The organism is Streptomyces sp. WAC00040, assembly GCF_056835925.1.
Map to the genome: position 1 here is coordinate 2,863,697 of NZ_JAKQZE010000001.1, position 19,297 is coordinate 2,882,993.

The following is a 19,297-nucleotide window of genomic DNA, read 5'->3' on the forward strand; positions in this document are numbered from 1 at the left end:
CGCGTCGGACAACGCCGGCGCCCCGGACCGGACTCCTTGCTCACCGCCACCAGGTCGAGCCAGGTGCCCACCTACGCGTCCACCGCGGCGTAGAAGGCCGACCCCTGCCGGGCGGGCTCCGCGGCGGTCTGCGTGGAGGGCACCGGTTCGAGCAGCGCCACCAGATACGTCTGGGCGACGAACAGCACACCCGCGAGCGCCGAGCGGAAGGAGACCGCCCACGCACCTTCCAGGAGCCTCCGGTCCCCTCCTCCGCTACGACGCGATCGCGTCGAAGCCGAGGAACGAGCCGGACCGCCACGGACACCGCCCCGAGCACCGCCGCCACGGAGAACCCGCTGTCACCGGTCAGCGGCGTCAGCCGGCCACACCCTTCGAGCACCTCCGGATCCCCGGCCGTACCCGCGTCACGGCCGGGGATCAAGAACACCTGCTCACGCGCCGGAGGAGGGGGTCTCCTTGAGCTCGTCGACGACCTGGCGGAGAGTGACGGCCTCGGTGTAGAGGACGGTGCCGGGCTTGATGAGCCCGGAGTCGCCGCCGTCGGGGCGGACCTGGATCGTGCGCTCGCCGAGGTAGGTGAAGGTCTTGGCGTCGAAGATCCATTCGGTGCGGGCGCCGGACGTCTCGTCCAGGCGCGCCACGGCTACCCCGCGGCGGCCGATCGCGTCGGCCGCGTCCTCGACGTGGACGACGCCGGGGATCTTGGCGGCCGCCTTGTACAGGGCGGCGTTCAGCTCGGCGGGCGGCAGGGACTCGTGCAGCAGGTCGCCGATGGTGGTGAAGGCCTGCTGGTCGGGGCTGTTGCCCATGCCCTTGGTCTCCTTGTAGATCTTCGCGAGGAGAATGTCGGGGTCGGTGGGCAGGGTGGCGAGGTAGTCGTAGGTGGGCGCGTTGAGGCGGGCCGGTTCGCTCCCACCCTTCTCGTTGGTCCGGTCGAGCTTCTCGCCGCCGGGCGGGGAGACGGCCGGGTCGATCAGCCAGCCCTTGGTGCCGTCGGTGGAGTTCCACACCTGGCGGCGGTGGATCCCGTCGCTGGCGAGAGTCGTCTTTTCGCCGACCGTCTTCTCGTAGGTCGTGGCGACCTTGCTCTCGACGTACACGTACTGGCCCGCCCGGACCTCGACCTGCGGGCTCTCGGCGGATGCGAGGGAGATCCGGTCCAGGAGCTGCGGGACGCCCGCGCTGGTGCCCGCACCGACCGTGGCGGTGAGGGCCGGCCCGGCGACCGATCCGTTGCCGGCCTCGCCGCCGGCGGTGACGGTGAGGACGCCCGCGGCCACGAGTGCCAGCGAGCACGCGGCGACGGGCAGGACGATCAGAGGGCGCAGAAGCCTGCGGCGCACCGGCGCCGCGGCCGGCGGAGCGGCGGAGGCGGCGGTCGTGGATCGGGCGTCCTGCTGGATGAAGGTCATGAGTGCTTCCTTGTGAAAGGCATGGCGGCCTGCGGGGAGGTCGGCTTCCTCGGGGGACAGCAGGTGCTCGCTCTCGAGCCATTCATCAGGCGTGAGGCGGGAGTGACTCGGACGGGACTGACGCATGTTCACCGGGTTCCTTCCTGTGCGGGCCGGGCCGCGATCGTGCGGTCCCCTCTTGTCTGTCGATTCACCGGCCGGGGTTCCCGAAAGGCGTCGGGGAGTTGGGCGTCGGCGAGTTTCCGCAGCTTCTTGCGGGCCCGGGAGAGCCGGGAACGCACCGTGCCCACCGGCACGCCGAGGACCTGTGCCGCGGTGGCGTAGTCCAGGCCCTGCCACAGGCACAGGCTCAGTACTTCCCGTTCGGCGCGCCGCAGTTCCGCGAGTGCGCTCGCGGTGGCGGCCAGGCGGTGACGGTCGTCCAGACGGCCGGCGACTTCCTCGGCGTGATCGGCCACCGCCGCCTCTCCGGCGCCCGTGGCGTGGGCGGCCGCGGCGGCGGCGGCCTTGTAGCGCCGGTTGCCGCGCGACTGTGCGCGCACGAGGTTCGTGGCGATGCCCAGCAGCCACGGGCGTACGCTCCCGCCTTCCGCCTCGAGGCGCCCGCGACCGCGCCAGGCTTCCATGAACGTCGCCGAGACGATGTCCTCGGCGGCCGACCAGTCGGCGGTCAGCCGGTAGGCGTGGTTGTAGACGGTCTTCGCGTATTGGTCGAAGAGCTCCGCGAAGGCCTGTTGATCCCCCGCTCGAATGCGCGCGCGCATGGTTGTTGTCACCTCAGTCAGCTGTCGATCCATGGAGCCGGGTTCCCGAGACGTACGTCACACTCCGCGAGCCGGGACCGGTCCGAAGCACGCTGGATGCCGGTGCCGCGCCGTTCTTCGCCCGTGGTCGCCTACGGCACCAGGACGACCTTGCCGACCACGGTGCCGGATTCGGCCAGCCGCACCGCTTCGCCGACCTCGGCGAGCGGGACGCGGGCGGCGACCTGCGGGGTGAGAGCGCCGTCGGCGAGCAGCGTGAGGACCTGGGTCAGGTCGCCGCGCAGCGCGGCGCGGAAGGTACCGAGCCTGCGCCGGCCGGCCCAGATGTTGAAGAAGTGGGCGTTCTTGCCGTTGGGCAGCGCGTTCCAGAGCATCAGGCGGGCGAACAGCTTGAGGACCGGGGCCTTCGAGGAACCTTGGACGTCGCGGGTCGAGGCGGTGCCGTAGGAGACGAGGGTGCCCTTGGCGGCGAGAAGGCGATAGGAGGCGACGATGCCCTCGCCGCCCACGTGATCGAACACCGCGTCGTACCCCCGCGGCGCGTGTGCGCGCAGCTGTTCGTACAGGTCGGGGGCCCGGTAGTCGATCGGAGTGGCGCCCAGGGCCCGCACGGCGTCGTGGTGCTTGGCCGAGGCCGTGCCGACGACCCGGACGCCGGCGATGCGCGCCAGTTGTACGAGGGTGGAGCCGACGCCGCCGTTCGCGCCGTGCACGAGGACGGTCTGTCCGGGGCGGATCCCCGCGAGGCGGTGGAGCATCTGCCAGGCGGTGATGCCGTTGACCACGAAGGTCTCCGCATCGGCGGAGGCGACCGCCTCGGGTACCTCGGTCAGGTCACCGGCGTCGACGGTTACATGGCTGGCCCAGGCGCCGGTCTTGGTCAGGACCGCGAAGCGCCGCCCCAGCACGTCGCCCGGTACACCCTCTCCCGCATCGACGGCCCGCCCGACGAGGTCGTAGCCGGGCACGAAGGGGAAGGGCGGCTGGTCGTAGTACTTGCCGCGGCGCATCTGCTGTTCTGCGAAGGAGACCCCGGCGGCCTCCATCGCCAGCACCACCTGTCCGGGGCCGGCCGGCCGGGCGGGCCGGGTACGCACCTGGATGCCGTCCGGGTCGACGACGCCGGGCAGCACCGCTTCGGTGACGGTGGACGGCGCGAGCGGGGAGACAGCTGTTGCCCGGGGCCGGGAAACGGCGGCGGTGGTGCGGCCTTGGGAGTCGGTCATGGAAATGCTCCTCATCACGAATGAGCGGTGGCTGATGGCTTGTCGTGGTGCGGTGAGACGGGGAAGGCCAGGAAGTGGAGGTGGTGGTACCGGACGTCCGGGCGCCCGTCAGAGGGCGGTGTCGGGGATCCACGAGCCGTGGATCATCGCCGGCACCCGCCGGGGGAGATGGATCGTGGCGACCGGGGGCACAGTGAGGTCGGAGGCGTCGAGGACGATCATCTTGGACGCGTCGGCGTTCAGGTCGCTCACGATGCTCAGCAGGTACCCCTCGTCCTCACCGTCGGTGCCTTCCGCCTGCACGAACACCGCCTCGCTGGGCAGTTGGCCGGTGCCGAACGGCAGCAGCTGACGGGCGCCGGTGGTGCGGTCGTACTTCACCAGGGTGTGGTTGCCGATCCCCAGGTCGTCGGGGAACGACAGCGCGTACTGGAAGCGGTGCTCGCTTCCGGTGAAGTTGTCGTTGATGGTGGGGAACTCCACCGTCAGGTCGTCGGTCTGCTGCTCCGTAACGGTGCCGGCGCCCAGATCGACGGTCCACCGGCGGCTGCGGGAGCCGGAGTTCGGCTCGGCGCCGCGGTCGGCGGCGCCGACCCACCAGTTCCAGGAGCGCTGCCAGCCCTCGCGACCCACGGTGGGGCCTTCGACGACGATGTGCCCGCGGGCGTCCTCGTAGGCGTTGGCGAAGTGCATGCCGTACCCCTGGCCGATCTCGAACCAGCGGATCTGCCGTGCGCCGCCCGTCCCGCGCGGCATGACCCCGATCCGCGAGGCGTGCGCGTCGCTCCAGCTGTACGGAATTCCGGAGTGTTCGGCGGGATCGAAGACGACCGAGCCCTCCAGGAAGACCACGTGGTGCTCGGTGATCGCGAAGTCGTGCTTCAGCGCGGCGCTCGCGCCGGGCACTTCCTGGCTGTCCAGCACCTGACCGTCGGCGGAGGCTACATGGTGGATCAGGAACGGCGGGAACGGGGAGGAGGCGAAGAAGTGCAGCTCGCCGGTGGCCGGGTCCTCCTTGGGATGGGCGGTCATGGCGGAGGTGAGCCTGCCGCCGAAGTCGTAGGCGCCCACCGTCTCCAGGTCGGCCGTCAACTCGAAGGGCAGCGCCGCCTCCGAGAGGGCGAGCAGCCGTCCGCCGTGTTCGATGACGTGCGTTCCGGCCGTACTGGCCGTCAGGGCGGGTCCCCGGTCGGTCATATAGGGGGCGCCGTCCAGGGCGGGTGTGTGAACCCACCGGTTGCGGTACCACTCGGCGCGGCCCCGGTTCAGCCGGACGCCGTGCACCATGCCGCTGCCCTTGAACCAGTGGGTGGGTGTGATACCCGGCTTGGGGTTGTGGCTGTTGCGGATCAGGCGGCCGGTCAGTTCGGGCGGCAGTGTGCCTTCCACGGTCAGTTCGGTCGCGGTGATCTCGTCGGCGACGGGGGCGTAGTGACCGGTCAGATAGGGCTTGGCAGCCATGATTGAACCTCGATCTCGAAGTAGGGCCTGTAGAGATGTGTGTGGTTGAACACTCACTAATGGGGCGGAAAAATAGGCGGCCGCTGGGGTCCGCGGGCGTGCGGCCGCCGGCCGAGGGGCGTGTCAGTAGTGCGTGATCCCGGCGGTCAGGGTGCGGGTCCAGGGTGCGGAGATCGCCTCGGCGTCGATGGAGACCAGGAGGTGGCAGAGCATGCCGGTGGCGAAGAACTGCTGTACCTGCTGCTCGCTGCCCCCCGACGCGCTGCGGACGTACTCGACCGTGCGGGCGTACCCGGCCCGGACCGCCTCCCTGATCGCCGGCTCGGAGACCGCGGCGGCCTGGGCGTGCAGCTGGACGAGCATGAGGTCGTTGTCGCTGATCAGTCGGGCGTAGGCGTCGCCCATCGAGCTGAGTACCGCTTCGGGTGAGCTGCTCCCCGCGTTCGCCGCGCCACCTTCGAGCGCTGCGCGGACCTTGACGAAGCAGTGCTCAACGACCGCGGTGAACAGGGCTTCCTTGTTCGGGAAGAGGCGGTAGACGTAGGCCTGCGAGATGCCGGCGGCCTTGCCCACCTCCGTGGTGGTGGTCCCGAAGTACCCCCGGGCCGCGAAGGCCCCGATGGCGGTGCGCAGCACCGTCTCCCGGCGTTCTTCGGCTGTGGACAGTTGGCGCCGCTCCGTCTTCATGTGAGTACTCAATCACTCATGCTTTTCCGTGTCAATCGCCGACCCTGGCGGCGGTGCGCCGCCGTCTTGGCGGGAAGTGTTGACGCCACAAGGAAGAGAGTGGTTGACTACTCATACTCCGAGAGGGCGGCTGGTCATCTTCGCCCTCTCGACTTTCTTGGGCGTTCCCGCATTCTCCTTCGGTGCTCTGGTCGATCGAAGCGCTCGGGGACGTGTCGAGTGAGTGAGTGACCACACTATGCGGCGCCTCGCGTCCGGCCTCATCCCCTCATCTGTTGGAGGAACCATCATGCTTGCCCTCGCCACCGCGCTCCTTGCCGCGTTGCCTCTGGCCTTCGGGAGCGGCGGTCCCGCGCCGGTCGGGATCGACGAGAAGGCACCGGTGATCACCCGGGACGACATCGTCATCCACGCGCCGCTGGAGCGCGTGTGGCGCATCCAGACGGACGTCGAGGGGTGGCCCGACTGGCAGCCGGGTGTCAGCTCCTCGGTCACGCAGACCCCGGGACCGCTGCGGCCGGGCTCCTCATGGGTGTGGTCCACCGAGGGCCTCGACGACATCACCTCCACGGTCAAGCAGGTGCAGCCCGGGCGCCGGATCGTCTGGGGCGGGCCCGCCCAGGGCATCACCGCCGTCCACGTGTGGACCTTCACCCGGACCGAGGACGGAGTCCACGTCCACACCGAGGAATCCTGGACCGGCGACCCCGTCACGGCCCATACCGCCTACCTCCAGGAAGCGCTGGACGCCTCTCTGGACCACTGGCTGGACAACCTCAAGCAGCGGGCCGAGGAGCGACGCCACCCCGAACCCGCCAAGAGCGGCACGCGCCCCTGACCGCGGGCGCGACCGGCCCCCTGTCTGCCGGTCCGGCCCTCGACCCCAGGCGGGACGTGCCCTGCCCGAGGTGAGCGGCCCGGCAGCGCGAGTGAGCACCTGGCGAACAGCGCCGGGCGGCAGACGACATGTGGTCCGAGCGTCCGAGCGCCGGTCGCCCAGAAGTACCGCCGGACGGAACGCCGCACACGCCCGGCCGCGCCCTCGGCCCCGGACCCCGCGCGGGGATGCTCCGGCGGCCCTGCCCCGGCGCCACGGGGGCCATCGGTCCCGCAACCGGCGCCCGCCACGGGGGCTCTGCCACCGGCCACCGCCACCGGAGTCCATCGTCGGCGCCGTGCCGCAGGCCCTCGCCGGCGGCCTCAAGGCCGTCTTCCCTTGCCTGCCGCCTGCCGCCTGCCGCCTGCCGCCTGCCGCCTGCCGCCTGCCGCCTGCCGCCTGCCGCCTGCCGCCTGCCGCCTGGCGGCGGCCGGCGGCTCGGCCGACCCATAGCGCCGTGCCCCCAGGGCGGTGATCCGCCCCCGACCAGCCCCGAAAGGCATCATGTCCATCCAGACGCCCGCACCGCCCCCGCACCGCCCGGGCGCCGTCCTCATCCTGCTGGCCGGTGCGCAGTTCCTCGTCGTGCTCAACACCTCCATCGTGAACGTCGCACTGCCCGCCGTCGGACAGGACCTCCGTCTCACGCCGTCAGGCATGGCCTGGATCGTCAACGCCTACCTCATCGCCTTCGGGGCCCTGCTGCCCGTCGGCGGCCGCCTGACCGATGTGCTCGGCCACCGCACCGCCTTCCTGGCGGGTCTCCTCGTCTTCGCGGCCGGCTCCGCAGCCGCGAGCGTTCCCTCTGGTGCCGGGCTGCTCGTCGCGGCCCGAGCGGTCCAGGGCATCGGAGCAGCCCTGCTGTCTCCGGCCGGCCTGGCGATCCTGTTGGCCCACCGGCCTGCGGGGGCCGGCCGTGGAAGGGCCCTGGGCATCTGGGGAGCGGCCTCCGCAGCGGGCGGAGCCGCAGGTGTCCTGCTCGGGGGAGTACTCACCAGTGCCCTGGGCTGGTGGGCGGTCTTCGCCGTCAGTGCCGTCGTCGCCCTTCCCGGCCTCGTGGCCACCCCTCTTCTCCTGGGCCGGAGCGAACGGCGGCGCACCGCACGCCTCGATGTGCCCGGCGCGCTCGTCGTGACGGCCGGCCTGACTCTCCTCGTCCACGGCCTGGGCACCAAGGGTGAGACGCCGTTGCCGGACTTCGTCGTTCCGGCAGCAGGAGTGCTGCTGCTTCTCGCGCTGATGCCGATCGAGCGACGCGCGAGGGACCCGCTGCTGCCCCCGGCGCTGCTGCGCAACCGTTCGGCGGTGACGGGCAACCTTTTGATGCTGCTGCTCGGAGCGGTGTGGGTCGCCACGTTCTTCTTCCTCCCGCTCTACCAGCAGAAGGTCCTCGGCTACTCGCCCCTCGAAGCGGGTCTCACTCAAGTCCCGCTCGCCGCGGCTCTCATGGCGGCATCCTGGGGTGCGGGGCGGCTGCGGGGCACGCTCCTGCCCGGCCTGATCGCGCTCGCCACCGGGCTGCTCTGGCTGGCCCGGCTGCCGGTCGACGGCGCTTTCCTCACCGACCTGCTCGGCCCGTCCGTACTGATCGGCGCGGGCCTGGGCCTTGCCTTCGTGCCCCTGACAGCGCTGGGCATCGCCGAGGTGGAGCCCCGGCACGCCGGCATCGCGGGCGGACTGATCAACACCTCGCGGCAGGTCGGAGGCGCCCTCGGGCTCGCGATCCTCACCACCCTCGCGAACCCCGCTGTCGGCCGGGCCGCCCCTGGACCCGCCGCCCTGGCGCACGGATACCGCCGCGCCCTCGTCGCCGCGGCCCTCATCGCTCTGCTCGCCGCCGCCGGAACCGGCATCCACCTGCTGCGCGGTCGCGTCCGCGCGACAGCAACGCCATCACTGAAGCCGGACCACTCCCGCAGTTCCGGCCGGGGGTGAACCACGGCTCTCCTTGCCCGCTTGCGCTCATCCGAACCAGGATGGCCTGACGACCATGACCACCACCGCACCCGCCCCGCTCCCACGCCGCCCGTGACACGCCGGGACCGCCAGGGCGTTCTCGATGCCACCGACCGAACTCCCCGCTCACCGCCGGAGTGGAAAAACAGCCACTCGGGTACCGGCGGTCGGCTGCCGGTGTCCGATCAGAGCCTTCATCGCGTGGCCCTTACGATGGGGCACATGACTGCTACGCCTCCTGCCCGACGCGTCCTCCTCGCCGCTCCCCGCGGCTACTGCGCAGGTGTGGACCGTGCCGTGATCGCCGTGGAGAAGGCCCTGGAGCAGTACGGGTCACCCATCTACGTCCGCCACGAGATCGTCCACAACAAGTACGTCGTACAGACACTCGAGAAGAAGGGCGCGATCTTCGTCGACGAGACGGCGGAGGTTCCCGAGGGATCCATCGTGATGTTCTCGGCGCACGGAGTGGCCCCGACCGTCCATGAGGAGGCGGCGGAGCGCAAGCTCGCGACGATCGACGCCACGTGCCCGCTGGTCACCAAGGTCCACAAGGAGGCCGTGCGGTTCGCCCAGGAGGACTACGACATCCTCCTGATCGGCCACGAGGGCCACGAGGAGGTCATCGGCACGTCCGGCGAGGCGCCCGACCACATCACCCTGGTCGACGGCCCGGAAGACGTGGCGAACGTCGAGGTCCGCAACCCCGACAAGGTCGTCTGGCTGTCCCAGACCACGCTCTCCGTCGATGAGACGATGGAGACGGTCGACGCCCTGAAGACCAAGTTCCCCGGCCTGATCTCGCCGCCCAGCGACGACATCTGCTACGCCACGCAGAACCGCCAGATCGCCGTCAAGCAGATGGGCGCGGAGGCCGACCTGGTCATCGTCGTCGGCTCGAAGAACTCGTCGAACTCGGTCCGCCTCGTCGAGGTCGCCCTCGGCGCCGGCGCCCGCGACGCCCACCTCGTCGACTTCGCCGACGAGATCGACGAGGCCTGGCTGGACGGTGTCTCCACCGTCGGTGTCACCTCGGGCGCGTCCGTGCCGGAGGTGCTGGTCGAGGGCGTACTGGAGTGGCTGTCGCAGCGCGGCTTCGAGGACGTCGAGATCGTGAAGGCGGCCGAGGAGTCGATCACCTTCTCGCTGCCGAAGGAGCTCCGCAGGGACCTGCGCGCCGAGGCCGCCGCGATGTCGGCCGACCCGTCCGGGCAGTGACCGTCAGCTCCGCCCCTTAACGTTGTGTCCATGAACGTCTTCGGAGTTGACATCGGCGGGTCCGGGATCAAGGGCGCTCCCGTGGATCTGGACCGCGGCGATCTGGCGCAGGAGCGCCACAAGGTCCTGACACCGCGCCCGTCGACGCCGGACGCCGTCGCCGACGGCGTCGCGGAGGTCGTCGGCCACTTCGGCTGGACCGGCCCGGTCGGCATCACCTTCCCCGGCGTGGTCACCAGCGGCGTCACACGCACCGCGGCCAACGTGGACAAGGGCTGGGTCGACAAGGACGCGGCCTCGCTCCTCAGCGGCCGCCTCGGCGGTCTGCCCGTCACGATCCTGAACGACGCGGATGCGGCCGGTGTGGCGGAGATGACCTTCGGGGCCGGGCGCGGCCGTAAGGGCACCGTCATCATGCTCACGTTCGGCACCGGCATCGGCAGCGCGCTCTTCGTCGACGGCCGGCTTGTCCCGAACACCGAGCTCGGCCACCTCGAGCTGGGTGGCCACGACGCGGAGAAGCGCGCTTCGACGAAGGCCAAGGAAGACGCCGACCTCACCTGGCAGCACTGGGCTCGCCGGGTGCAGAAGTATCTGGCGCACGTGGAGATGCTGTTCTCGCCGGAGCTGTTCATCATCGGCGGCGGGGTGAGCCGCAAGGCCGACAAGTTCCTGCCGCTGATCGAGGGCGTGCGCGCCGAGATGGTCCCGGCGGAACTGCAGAACAACGCGGGAATCGTGGGCGCGGCGATGGCGGCCGCCGGCAGGTGAGCCGTACCAGGAGGCGGGCCCCCGGCCGTGGCGAGGAACGTGCGAGCGGGCCTCAGCCGCGGCGGGCGGGGCCGGTCGGGCCGTTGGGCCCGCGCCCGCGGCGGTGCCGCCGCGTCATGGTCCGCACCTTCCGTACGCAGGTGATCACGCCGGCGACCAGCGTTCCGCCGTACAGCCACCCCGCGTGCACGGCGAGCGCCGTCACCACCGCCATCGTCTGCCCGCCGAACCCGCCGCTGCCGCCGGAGAGGGGCACGATCCCGACGGTGAACGCGATCGGCACGATGATCGGCGCGCTGACCAGGTCTGCCTCCCGCACCCACAGCGCGGTGAGCGCGCTCACGGGCAGGAACAGCAACCCGTAGAGGATCGCTGAACCGTCGAACAGCAACTCGTCAAGAGCGCCCAGTGCCAGCATCGTGGCGGCGGCGAACAGGCCCGCGCCGAGACCGGTCAGCCGGGGGTTCGGCAGCCGGCGCAGCGCGAGCACCAGGGGAGGAACCGGGCGCGGCGGGCGGGCCGGCACCGGATACACGGTGGCGTCGGCGAGCGTGCCCGGTGCCGGGAGGGGAGCCGGCGGCTGCTGCCGCGGCTGGGGGCGACCTGTCCTGTGCTGCTCCACCCGCACAAACTAGGTCGCCAAGAGGTACGAAACCGTCACTAGACACGCCCTTTGGACGACCTTGGGGCTGCGTTCGACTCCGGGTGGGCCCCCGAGGGCCGTGGCAGGCCGTCGCTGGTCCGTCCGCCGCGCCCGTAAACTGGTGGATCGGCCCCACTCACCGCGGGCCGCAAGGCCCCGCCAGTCATCACCCTCCACGTCAGGAAGTCGCCAACGTGTCGCTCACGATCGGAATCGTCGGTCTGCCGAATGTCGGCAAGTCGACCCTGTTCAACGCCCTGACCAAGAACGACGTGCTGGCGGCCAACTACCCGTTCGCCACCATCGAGCCGAACGTGGGCGTCGTCGGCGTCCCCGACTCCCGCCTCGCCGTGCTCGCGGAGATCTTCGGTTCGCAGCGCATCCTCCCCGCGACGGTCGACTTCGTCGACATCGCGGGCATCGTGCGCGGCGCCAGCGAGGGCGAGGGCCTTGGCAACAAGTTCCTGGCGAACATCCGCGAGTCGGACGCGATCTGCCAGGTCATCCGTGCCTTCAAGGACGAGAACGTCGTGCACGTCGACGGCAAGGTCTCGCCGAAGGACGACATCGAGACGATCAACACCGAGCTGATCCTCGCTGACCTCCAGTCGGTGGAGAAGGCGGTCCCGCGCCTGACGAAGGAGTCCCGCCTCCAGAAGGACAAGGTCGCCGTCCTCGCCGCGGTCGAGTCCGCGCAGAAGATCCTCGAGTCCGGCCAGACGCTGTTCTCCGCGGGCATCACCAAGGGCAGCGAGCAGGGCGACCTGCTCCACGAGCTGCACCTGCTGACCACGAAGCCCTTCCTCTACGTCTTCAACGTCGACGAGGACGAGCTCGTGGACGAGGACTTCAAGAACGAGCAGCGCGCCCTGGTCGCCCCGGCGGAGGCGATCTTCCTCAACGCGAAGATCGAGTCCGAGCTGATCGAGCTGGACGACGACGAGGCGCTCGAGCTCCTCCAGTCCATGGGCCAGGACGAGCCGGGCCTCGCGACCCTCGGTCGCGTCGGCTTCGACACCCTGGGCCTGCAGACCTACCTCACGGCAGGCCCCAAGGAGACCCGCGCCTGGACCATCAAGAAGGGCGCCACGGCCCCCGAGGCGGCCGGTGTGATCCACACCGACTTCCAGAAGGGCTTCATCAAGGCCGAGGTCATCTCCTTCGCCGACCTGGTGGAGACCGGCTCGGTCGCCGAGGCCCGTGCGAAGGGCAAGGCGCGCATGGAGGGCAAGGACTACGTGATGCAGGACGGGGACGTGGTGGAGTTCCGCTTCAACGTGTGACGGGCTGACGCCATGATCGGCCGAGGCGCTGGTCAGACGGTAAAACACCAGCTCAGGGGCCAGATCTTCGGGTCTGGCCCCTTCCTGTTCTCGCCGGCTGGATCAGCCTGTTTCCTGGCCGTGTGCTGACTGTCGGGGCGGGTCTGTACGTGCTTCGAGCTGGGGTCTTCGACCATCTTCGACCCTGATCTGATGGGTGCGCTGCCGGACGTGCTCGTTCCTGGCACCTCGGTCGAGGACTGGCAGGCTGTCCTCGACCTTGTTGACGTGAGCGGATGGAAGTACCAGTACTCCGAAGGAGAGTCGGTAATTCCGGTGCCCCGGGCGGAGACGCTGCTGTCCCGCCCGGCCGGCGCTGAGTGCCCGCAGTTGAGGGTCTGGCGGGCTGCCGATGTGCTGGTGATCTTCCGCTTCTGTTCGTCGGACGAGATCGACTTTGATGTCGACCTGCGGGAACTCCAGGGGCAGGAGCGACTGGACTTGTTCTGCGGGTTCCTCGCGGCCATCGGTCGGCGGTTGGGGAAGCCCTCTTTTTGCGACAACGCGAATATTCGCGCGACCGCATGGACGGCGACGGCGCCCCTCCGTACGGACACCCGCACCGGACACATGGTCGGAGGAGGCCGTGAGCCGCTCTGTCCTGCGCTACGTAGAGCACCGGATTACTCAGCACCGGGGCATGGACGTGACGTTCGAGGCGGAAGGCTTGGCCTACGAGTGCGGGTGGTCGGCGCAGCCGTCGTTGGAGGGCGTGGCCGTGGACGTCGAGTGCATGAGCCACACCGGCCGGACGGGGCATGGGAGCTTCCGACGCATGTGTACATCATTCGCGTCGGTGGTGCGGACCGAGTGAGCCATCACGGGTCCCCGATGGTCGAACCGCTGCCCCTATTCCAAGATCCACGGAGATGAGGGTGACCCGTCCGGGTCCAGCCGCCTATAGACGGGTCTTACGGCCTGTCAGCGCTACCCCCGGGGCCGTCGGCAGCGTCCGGCAGGTCCAGCTCGGCGACGACCGTCTTGCCGCCAGGGCCGCGGTCGAGCACGTCCCACCGGTCGGCGAGCGCCTCCACGAGGAGCATGCCCCGGCCGGTCTCGGCGAGTGGCCGGGGCGCGGGGCGGGGCGCGCCGGGGGCCAGGGGCCGGAGCTCGCCCCGGGTGTCGGACACCTCGATGCGCAGGGTCCGGCCGAGGAGCTCGACGGTGACCTCGAAGTCCCGGCCGGGGACGCGGCCGTGCGTGACGGCATTGGCGGCGAGCTCGGCGACGAGCAGGGCGGCGGTGCCGGACGCCTCGCTATCGAGGGGCACGCCCCAGGAGTCGAGCTGGTGCTGAGCGAGCCGTCGGGCGAGGCGGGCGCCGCGCGGGGTGGAGCTGAAGCGCTGGGTGAACACACGTACGGTGATGGGATCTTGACGGAACGCAGGCGTGTGTGGCGGTGTCATACGCCCAAATCTGATGGCCGAGCCGTGCGTTCACCAGGGGAAACGCGCGTACGTCCAGTCGGCGTACGCGGACGGACGGTGGACGGCACGCGTCACCCGGCGTGACGACGAGGGCGAGTCGAGAGCGGTGCCGGCAGGGCGATGCCACTCCTCCGGGAGAGTTGGGGGTCATCTGGGCGATTTCCGGCCAACGTTCACCACCCCGCCCGCCACCTTCACAGCGAGCACACAGACTGTCCCAACCCTGAACACAGGGGCCGGAGCGCAATATCAGCACATCTACCGCATTCATGTTCGCGCCAATGGGCCTCTTCGCCGAAATCTCCTCTTGTACTGACCAGTTGGCCTATGTCTATGGTGCTCCCGCACGCGGTGGATCTTGACCACTCCACCAGCGCGCACACATCAGTAGGCGGCCGGGGGAACAGTGCCGCCATGGGGGAGGGATGAATCGTCATGCCGCGATACCGGCTCGCTGTGAACGCCGCCTTGGTCGCCGCTGACTGCATCCGCCGTCCCCGCGCCGGGACAGCGGGCTGACCCGGCTCATCACCACCGCCTCCTTGGTCGGTCGCCCCCCGCCTGCCTTCGCTCGCTACGAAGGATGCTCCTTTGCGTCTCAGACCGGGGTTGTTCAACCCCAGATCCCGAATATCCGCGACCCTCGCCTCTGCCGTCACGTCCGTCACCGCCTTGGCCGTCCTCGGTGGCCTGGCCGTCCAGCCGGGTCCGCTCGGCCAAGGCGCCGAAGTGCCCGTGGACCTGGTGGCCGACTCGTACGACGGTTATGACACCAAGGCGGCCGAACGGCTGCGTGAGGACCAGTGCCTGGCCGGCGAAGCCCTGCGCACGGGCGGACCGAGCATGTTCGCCCTCGCGCAGGAGGCCCTCGCGCTGCCGCCCGATCAGCTTCACAAGAAGCTCGAGCGGGACATCTTCAGCGACAAGACGCCGCTGCATGTGGCCTACAGGGCGGACAGCGCCGGCAAGGACCAGTGGGTCGACAAGGTCCAGAAGCAGGGGTACGCGTGGTCGAGTGCCACGAGCGGGTTGGAGTCCTACCCGGGCGAGCCGCGCGACGCGAACAAGATCTACGACCGGATCGGGCTGTTGCCGTGGCTGTGGCAGTCGTACTCCAGTCCGGAGTTGGGGGTTCTCAACCCGTTCTGGGACCCCTCGCCCACCGCTGACGACAAGACGAAGGCCGCCGCGCTGGCGATCGGCGATCCGCTGTACACCACCGGAGGGACGCCGCAGGAGCGGGAGGCGTGGGCGCTGTGGAAGAAGAACTCCGGGAAGGTCGAGCCCAATCAGTTCTTCGTTCCCCGGGTGTTCGCCGATGACGCCCGGATCTTCCTTGCCTCCGGTGGCTTCCCCCGCACGGCAACGGCTCCGGGTACGCCGGAGTTCCGTATCGCGGTGGAGGATCTGAAGGCCCGCTTCGCGTCGTGCGCGTGGCACGATCCGATCGACCCGAACCGGGTTCTCGGCAAGGAGGTGGCGCAGGCGTCCGCCGAGTGGCAGCAGGAGATCGCCTCGCAGGCCACGCAGCGGCAGCAGATCCTCGCGGCCGGCGCGACGGCCACGAAGGCGTTGCAGGACGGCACGTTCACCCTGGGGCAGATCGTGGGCCAGTCGTGGCTCGCGGACTACTACACCCGCTGGCAGGACTACTGGGCCGCCGGTGGTGTGGGCTGGATCGGCGACAGCCCTGTGACGATCGAGGTGCCGGGCGCGAGGGGCAGTTGCCTGGATGTTCAGGGTGGTGGCAAGACCAACGGCACGCCGGTGCAGATCTACACCTGCAACGGCGGCGCGGCGCAGCAGTGGACGCTCGAGGGCAGTGAGGACGACCTCCATCTGCGCAACGTCGGCTCGCAGAAGTGCCTGGACGTGGCGGGGAACGCGTCGGCGAACGGCACGAAGATCCAGATCTCGGACTGCTACGAGTCCAAGGGCCAGTCGTGGGAGGGCGACGTCCGCGCCACTTCGCCGCTGAAGAGCGTGTCCACGGGCAAGTGTCTGGATCTGTCCGCGTTCACGAAGAGTACGGACGCGCGGCTGTGGGACTGCAAGGACGCCGGTGCGCAGAAGTTCCTGATCAAGCCGTCCGGCCACAAGGGCACCGACAGCCTGTCGTACCCGAAGAAGGCGGAGTTCGACCGGGCGAAGAAGAGCATCGCCGACACCCAGGTGGAGGCGAAGAAGCAGCTGGCCGTGCTCAAGACCCGGCTGGAGAGCGCCAAGAAGTCGGCCACCACGTCGGACGCCGCCGAGCAGGCCGCCTACGGGATCGCGGATGCCGCTGGTGCGCCGCGGGGTCGTGGTCTTCTCGTCGGTCAGCAGAAGGCGCAGGTCACCAAGGGGGCCGTGGCCGCGCTGACGGCGATGGTGAAGGCCGGCGAGACCGCCGAGGCCGCCACCCGTGCCGCCGCAGGTGACAGCAAGACCATCGCGCAGCGTGCGCTGGCGCAGGCCGCACAGGTCAACGCGGAGTTCCGCAAGGAGGCCGCGCACAAGGCGGAGTTGCAGGCGAAGGCGGCAGCGGACGCTGCCAAGGTGCACCGGGACAACGCCAAGAAGGACAAGGAGACGGCCGAGGCCAAGCTCGCGGTCACGCTGAAGGCGGAGGCCGACGCGAAGGCGGCCGCCGCCGACGCGCACGCCAAGCGGCTCGCGGCCGAGGCCGAGGAGAAGACGGCCAAGGCGGAGAAGGCGACCGCGGCGGCCAAGCAGGGCGAGGCGGCGCAGCACCGTAAGACCGCCGAGGCCGAGGCGTCGAAGGCGCAGTCGGCCAAGGAGGCGGCGGAGTCGGCCGAGGGCACTGCGGTCGAGAGGAAGAACGCGGCGGAGAAGGCCCGCGACAAGGCGCGTGATCTGCGGGACGACGCATGGGACGCGGAGCAGAAGGCGAACGCGGCGCGTGCGAAGGCCGCGGCGAAGGAAGCGTTCGCGCAGGCCCATGAGTCCGATGCCAACGCCAAGGAGTCAAGGGCGGCGGCCGACGCGGCCGCGGCACACGCGGACGACGCCGAGGCGGCGGCGGGCCGGGCCCGTACGGCGGCCGACGCCGCGACCCAGGCGGCGGCCGACGCGGACGCCGCGGCCACCCGCGCCGAAGCGGCGGCGAAGCGGGCGCGTTCCGACGCGGATGCCGCGCAGGCGGCGAAGCTGAAGGCCGACGCCGCGGTGCGGACAGCGACCAGCGCCGCAGCGGACGCGATCGACGCCTCCGAGCACGCCTCCACGGAGGCTGCGACGGCGGTCAAGCTGGCCGACGAGGCCGAGAAGGAGGCCAAGGCCGCCAAGTCCCACGCGGACGAGGCGAGCAAGGAGGCCGGCAAGGCACTGGCCGCGTCGGCGAAGGCGGCGGGCTTCGCCCACGTCACCGCCCAGGCCGCCGTCGACGCCGGGAACGCCGCCGCGCAGGTCGCCAAGCCCGCCAACGACGCCATCCAGCTCGGCTCCCCCTATGTCACGACCGACTCGGCGGCGAGCCTGGTCGTGCTGACCGGACAGGCGTCGAAGTCGATCGCCGAGCAGCAGCAGGCCGTCGCCGAGGCGCACGCCAAGAACGCGCAGGCCGAGGCTGCCGCGGCCGAGAATCTCGCCGCCCAGGCGAAGGGCGACGTAAAGATCGCCTACCAGCATGCCGCGAACGCCGCGGCCCACGCGGTCCGTGCCCGTACCTACTCCAAGGAGGCTCTCGGCTACGCGGCCGGCGCCGCTGCAGCCGCTTCCAAGGCGGCGGCGTCGCTGGCCCGCACGATCGAGTACGACCGCCAGGCCACCGCGGACGCCGCAGCCGCGGACACGGCGGCAGGCCGCGCCGAGGGGCACGCCAAGGACGCCCGCGCATCAGCCGACGCGGCCGCGCTGGACGCCGACGCAGCCCGCACCGCCGCGGCCACCGCGGAGCAGGCGGCCAAGGACGCCCGCGCCGCCGCCACCCGCGCGGCCGAGGCCGCCACCGCGGCCGAACAGGCGGCGAAGGACGCCCAGAAGTACGCCGAGTCCGCACAGCAGGCCGCCGAGTCCGCCGAGCGGAAGCAGGCCAACCAGCAGATCTCGACGGGCGCCGGCACCGGCATCGGCGGCACCTGGTACGTCGTCGACGAGGACACCATCAAGGTCACCGACGCCAAGCAACTGAACGACTGCGTCATCGAGGTCGGCTTCGAAGGCTGCACCGTCAACTTCGACGTGACGTTCAGCGCCACGGTCGAGTTCTTCCTGTGCACCGACCCGGACATGCCGGCCACGGCGTCCGGCTGCTCGTCGGAAGCCACGCTGCTCCTGGACACCCAGCGCCTCACGGGTTTGAAGAAGGAGGTCACCCGGCACTTCACCAAGCTGGAACTCATCCAGCAGACCGTCGTCTACCAGCTCCTCAAGGCGGTCCTGGTCCAGGACTTCGTCGACTGCTGGCACGGCAGCGTCAGCGGCTGCGCCTGGGCCGCGTCCAACTTCATCCCCGGCAAGGCCTTCGCCAAGATTGCTGAGGGCATCCGAGCTCTGGACGCCGCCATGAAGACCGGCGTCGGCGTCGCGGACGCGTTCAAGGCCCTGAAGGCCCTGGACGTGGACCCGGCGACGCTGGCCAAGCTCGAACGCACGGTGAACGCCTACGAGGATGTCGCCGTTGCCTGCAGGATCAACAGCTTCCCGGGGGGCACACAGGTCCTTATGGCGGACGGCTCCCGGAAGCCGATCCGCGACATGCGCGAGGGCGACCTGGTGCAGGCAGCCGACGCCGGCACCGGCCGGCACCGGGCGGAGCGTGTGACGGACACCTTCCGCCACGACACCGAGCACCTGGTGGACATCAGCGTCGGCAAGGGTCGGTTGAGCAGCACGCCCGGCCACCGCTTCTTCGTCGTCGACCGCGGCTGGACCAAGGTCGTCGACCTGCGGGTGGGAGACCGGCTGCTTACCCCGGACGGCACCGAGCAGACCGTCACAGCGCTGCGTGACAGGCGCGCTCTGGCACCACGCACGGTGTACGACCTCACCGTCGACGGGCCGCACACGTTCTACGTGAGCACCGAAGGGCCGCGGGCCACGGACGTGCTGGTGCACAACTGCATGAACCTGGGCGACGAACTGCTACCGAGCCTTCGGGCCTACGAAGACGTCATCCACACCCTCAAGGAGCACGTCAACCCGGATGCGGCCAGGGCATTCGAGTTCGCCAAGAAGAAGGGGAAGCCCAACACGGTCTGGACCAGTCAGGAGATCGCGCAGCAGGCCGTGGACCGGGTCGTGTCCGACTTCTTCCACACCACCAACAAGCACGGCCAGAAGATACTGGACCAGAGGAAGTGGGATGCGTTCGAGAAGTGGCTGAGCAAGGCCAGGGACGGAGAGCAGTACCCGGTGACCATCACGGGAAGGTGGGACAAGTATCCCTCCCTCGGCAAGGCATATCACCCCGACGGCGTGACGGTGACGAACGCCGGGAATGAGGTCGTAGTGATCCTGATGAAGGTCAAGGGGCACAAGCGTGGCGGTGGCGGATACGTCGTCAAGACCGCCTACCCGGTGTAGGACG

The 19,297-nt window shown here is 70.2% G+C and carries 14 protein-coding genes and 2 pseudogenes; 8 read left to right on the top strand and 8 right to left on the bottom strand.

Annotation, left to right across the window (positions count from 1 at the left end; all coding sequences use genetic code 11):
- Positions 1 to 74 precede the first annotated feature (74 nt).
- The 6 genes and pseudogenes from MDN94_RS13490 to MDN94_RS13515 all read right to left on the bottom strand — a co-directional run.
- Positions 75 to 367, bottom strand: a pseudogene (locus tag MDN94_RS13490) (amino acid permease); the annotation flags it as partial.
- 67 nt (positions 368 to 434) lie between these two features.
- The gene (locus tag MDN94_RS13495; protein ID WP_482726073.1) at positions 435 to 1,541 is read right to left on the bottom strand and encodes a CU044_5270 family protein; all 1,107 of its coding nucleotides are present in this window, start codon (positions 1,539 to 1,541) and stop codon (positions 435 to 437) included.
- 2 nt (positions 1,542 to 1,543) lie between these two features.
- Entirely contained in the window at positions 1,544 to 2,179 is a 636-nt protein-coding gene (locus tag MDN94_RS13500; RefSeq protein WP_482726074.1) for an RNA polymerase sigma factor, read from the bottom strand.
- Positions 2,180 to 2,310: 131 nt separating this feature from the next.
- Positions 2,311 to 3,405 carry a medium chain dehydrogenase/reductase family protein gene (locus MDN94_RS13505; RefSeq protein ID WP_482726075.1) on the bottom strand — a complete coding sequence of 365 codons (1,095 nt, stop codon included), beginning with the start codon at positions 3,403 to 3,405 and terminating at the stop codon, positions 2,311 to 2,313.
- Between the two features lie 108 nt (positions 3,406 to 3,513).
- Positions 3,514 to 4,866 carry a carotenoid oxygenase family protein gene (locus MDN94_RS13510; protein WP_482726076.1) on the bottom strand — a complete coding sequence of 451 codons (1,353 nt, stop codon included), beginning with the start codon at positions 4,864 to 4,866 and terminating at the stop codon, positions 3,514 to 3,516.
- A gap of 123 nt (positions 4,867 to 4,989) precedes the next feature.
- Positions 4,990 to 5,553: a TetR/AcrR family transcriptional regulator gene (locus MDN94_RS13515; RefSeq protein WP_482726077.1), complete on the bottom strand. Its 564-nt coding sequence runs from the start codon at positions 5,551 to 5,553 to the stop codon at positions 4,990 to 4,992.
- Between the two features lie 289 nt (positions 5,554 to 5,842).
- On the opposite strand from MDN94_RS13515, the gene MDN94_RS13520 reads away from it, so the two are divergent.
- From MDN94_RS13520 to ppgK, 4 genes are all read left to right on the top strand, one after another.
- Positions 5,843 to 6,391 (top strand): SRPBCC family protein, encoded by a 549-nt coding sequence (locus MDN94_RS13520; RefSeq protein WP_482726078.1) that lies wholly within the window; start codon positions 5,843 to 5,845, stop codon positions 6,389 to 6,391.
- Between the two features lie 543 nt (positions 6,392 to 6,934).
- Complete coding sequence (locus MDN94_RS13525) at positions 6,935 to 8,365, top strand: MFS transporter (RefSeq protein ID WP_482726079.1); 1,431 nt, start codon at positions 6,935 to 6,937, stop codon at positions 8,363 to 8,365.
- Positions 8,366 to 8,599: 234 nt separating this feature from the next.
- On the top strand, positions 8,600 to 9,604 hold the full coding sequence (locus MDN94_RS13530) for a 4-hydroxy-3-methylbut-2-enyl diphosphate reductase (RefSeq protein ID WP_441264230.1): 1,005 nt from the start codon (positions 8,600 to 8,602) through the stop codon (positions 9,602 to 9,604).
- A gap of 30 nt (positions 9,605 to 9,634) precedes the next feature.
- Positions 9,635 to 10,375, top strand: a complete 741-nt coding sequence (gene ppgK / locus MDN94_RS13535) for a polyphosphate--glucose phosphotransferase (RefSeq protein ID WP_482726080.1) — start codon at positions 9,635 to 9,637, stop codon at positions 10,373 to 10,375.
- A gap of 52 nt (positions 10,376 to 10,427) precedes the next feature.
- Here the strand turns inward: ppgK and MDN94_RS13540 are convergent, their stop codons facing one another.
- On the bottom strand, positions 10,428 to 10,997 hold the full coding sequence (locus tag MDN94_RS13540; protein ID WP_482726081.1) for a DUF6542 domain-containing protein: 570 nt from the start codon (positions 10,995 to 10,997) through the stop codon (positions 10,428 to 10,430).
- Between the two features lie 215 nt (positions 10,998 to 11,212).
- On the opposite strand from MDN94_RS13540, the gene ychF reads away from it, so the two are divergent.
- The 3 genes and pseudogenes from ychF to MDN94_RS13555 all read left to right on the top strand — a co-directional run bounded on the left by ychF (position 11,213) and on the right by MDN94_RS13555 (position 13,154).
- A complete protein-coding gene (ychF, locus tag MDN94_RS13545; protein ID WP_482726082.1) occupies positions 11,213 to 12,301 on the top strand; it encodes a redox-regulated ATPase YchF in 1,089 nt (362 codons plus the stop codon).
- A 192-nt stretch (positions 12,302 to 12,493) separates the two neighbouring features.
- Positions 12,494 to 12,841, top strand: a pseudogene (locus MDN94_RS13550) (hypothetical protein); the annotation flags it as partial.
- Positions 12,842 to 12,980: 139 nt separating this feature from the next.
- Positions 12,981 to 13,154, top strand: a complete 174-nt coding sequence (locus MDN94_RS13555) for a DUF7848 domain-containing protein (RefSeq protein WP_482727068.1) — start codon at positions 12,981 to 12,983, stop codon at positions 13,152 to 13,154.
- Positions 13,155 to 13,251: 97 nt separating this feature from the next.
- On the opposite strand, the gene MDN94_RS13560 is transcribed toward MDN94_RS13555, so the two are convergent.
- A complete protein-coding gene (locus MDN94_RS13560; protein WP_482726083.1) occupies positions 13,252 to 13,746 on the bottom strand; it encodes an ATP-binding protein in 495 nt (164 codons plus the stop codon).
- A gap of 612 nt (positions 13,747 to 14,358) precedes the next feature.
- Here MDN94_RS13560 and MDN94_RS13565 point away from each other — a divergent pair.
- The gene (locus MDN94_RS13565) at positions 14,359 to 19,293 is read left to right on the top strand and encodes a ricin-type beta-trefoil lectin domain protein (protein ID WP_482726084.1); all 4,935 of its coding nucleotides are present in this window, start codon (positions 14,359 to 14,361) and stop codon (positions 19,291 to 19,293) included.
- The last annotated feature ends 4 nt before the right edge of the window (positions 19,294 to 19,297 follow it).